The 2398-nt window shown below is 75.9% G+C and carries 1 protein-coding gene; it reads right to left on the reverse strand.

Going from position 1 to position 2398, the window contains the following annotated elements:
* Nucleotides 1-158: 158 nt before the first annotated feature.
* A partial coding sequence (locus DKL51_RS30990) for an FtsK/SpoIIIE domain-containing protein (RefSeq protein ID WP_124813050.1) occupies nucleotides 159-2398 on the reverse strand: 2240 nt, incomplete at its 5' end.

Here is a 2398-nt window from a genome sequence, read left to right on the forward strand (position 1 = left end):
GCGTACCTGCTCGGTGGCCTCGGCGACCGCCCGGTCGGCCGCGGCGCACTGCTGGGCGTACCAGGTGTGCGCCTCCTTCCGCTGAGCGGCCACCCGGGAGGTCAGCTCGGCGAGCCGACGGAGCTGGGCGGCGTACGTCTCACTGGCGACCGGTTCGTTCATCGGGACGGACCATAAGGGATGATCACCTGTCCGGTGCGGTGCACCGCCCGGTCGAAGTAGAGGCCCCGCCACGGCCGGGGGTACCAGTCCGGCCCGCCGGTGCCCGGGTAGAGCGACGAGCCCAGCTCCCCGCCCTGCACGTCGAGGGCGACCCAGGCCCCGATCTGGTCGGTGCGGGCGGCCGGTCCGCCCAGGTCGGCCCGCATCCGGGCCACGCCACGCCACCACGCCAGCACGTGGGTACGCCGTTCCGGCCCGTCGTGCAGGATCCGGCGCAGCTGCTCCAACCCGGTACGCCGTCCGGCCCGCCCGGCGAGCTGCCCGGCCGCCGCGTCGACCGCGTAGAGCAGCAGGTAGTGCGGGGTCGTCGGGGCGCCCGGGGCGCCGAGGGAGTCGCCCACCTCGGCCATCAACTCGGGCACCGTCTCCTCGTCGTACCAGGCGGCGTCGTCGGCCAGGTCCTCGTAGAGGGCGCGGGCGGCCGGGTCGGCGTCCGGGTCGAGGCAGGCGATGGAGAACCGGGCGGTGCCGGGGCGGTGCTGCCGGGCCAGCGACCGGGCGGCCGCGTCCAGCACCGCGCACGCCTCGTCCACCCGGGTGCCGAGCACCGCGAGGTTCCGCCCGGGCGCCCGGGGGAGCCGGAGTGTCGCCGACCGGGCCTGCACGTCGATGATTTCGCCGAGCAGCGCCACCGGGCTGCGCGGCACCCCCTGCTCGGGTGCGGTCAGCGCCCGGAGGTCCGGCGCGTCGGCGAGCTTCGGGATCGCGTCGCCGTCGAAGAGCCGCGCCGGCGCGGCGTCCTGCAGGCGCATCCGCCACAGCCGGTGCTGCAGCTCGCTCCAGCTCTCCCAGTCGCTGGCCGACGGGATCCGGGCGACCTGGTTCCCCTCCACCAGCCCCGACTCGGCGTTGACCACCGCGTGGTGCCGCGGCAGCGACTGCGCCGCGTCGTTGCGCTCGGCCAGGATGCGCAGCGCCTTCGGCAGCGCGATCCGCAGGGTGAACTGGGCGACCAGCGCCGGCCGCCCCCACAGCGCCTCGATGCCCCGCACGTCCTGCGAGGCGAGCACCAGGTGGATGCCCTGCGACCGGCCCCGCCGGGCCAGGTCCTCCAGCAGGTCGGCCGCCTCCCGGGCCACCACGTCCCGGCCGGCCAGCAGCGCCTGGAACTCGTCCACCACGGCCACGATCCGCGGCCAGTGCCCGGTCGGGTCGACCGCGCGCAGCTCGGCGAGCTTGGTGACCTCGTGTTTCTTGGCGGCGTCCGCCCGGCGGCGCAGCTCCTCGGCGAGGAAGCGCAGCAGCGCCAGGCCGAACTCCCGGTCGGTGTTGACGTTGATTCCGACCAGCCGCATGTGCGGCAGCCAGCTCGGGTCCCGCCGGCCCTGGGCGAACCGGGCGAAGGACACCCCCTCCTTGAAGTCGAGCAGGTAGAACTCCAGCTCGGCGGGGGAGTACCGGGCGGCGAGCGCCCCGATCCACGCGAAGATCAGGTTGGTCTTGCCGGTGCCGGAGGGGCCGCCGATCAGCGCGTGCGGCGGGTAGTCGCCGAGGGTGAGCAGCACCGGTCGCCCGTGCGGCCCCTCGCCGATCGGCGCGGTCAGCCCGTGCGCCGAGTCCTCCTTCCACATCTGCTCCGGCGGGGGGAGCAGGTCGGCGAAGGGCGCCGGCGGTGGGCCGGCGTTCACCCTGGACGCGATGTCCCGGCAGGTCTCGGTGACCAGGGTGGCCGGCGGCGGGTCGTCCAGGGTCACCGGCAGGCCGCCGATCCGGGCGCCGTCCGGGTCCACCACGACCCGGGTCACCGTGGGATGGTCGGGCAGGTCTATGCCGCGGACCACGAGGTGCACGCCGCAGGCGGCGCCGGTGCGCACCACCCGGTCGAGCTGGCCGCGTTCGTGCCGGGACAGCTCGTCGCCGCCGAGCAGCACCGCGACCCGCCAGGGTTCCGGACGCCGGCCGGTCGCCGCCGCCAGTTCCCGCAGCGACGTGTACTCGCCGGCCAGCACGGTCTCGTTGATCCGGCGGATCTGCTCCACCAGGTCGTCCAGGAGCCGGCCCAGCCCGCCGGGCCCGACGAAGGTGAGCAGCCCGGCGGTGCCGAGCGGGGCGAACCCGGCCAGCCCGCCGCCGAGGTGCTCCGGGTCGTACCCGAACAGGCGCACCGTGCCCGGGTCGGCGCCGCCGACCGAGCGCAGCAGCAGGGCCGGCACCACCGCGGCGATGCCCTCCGCTC

It is taken from the genome of Micromonospora globispora, assembly GCF_003857015.1.
Taxonomy (GTDB): domain Bacteria; phylum Actinomycetota; class Actinomycetes; order Mycobacteriales; family Micromonosporaceae; genus Micromonospora; species Micromonospora globispora.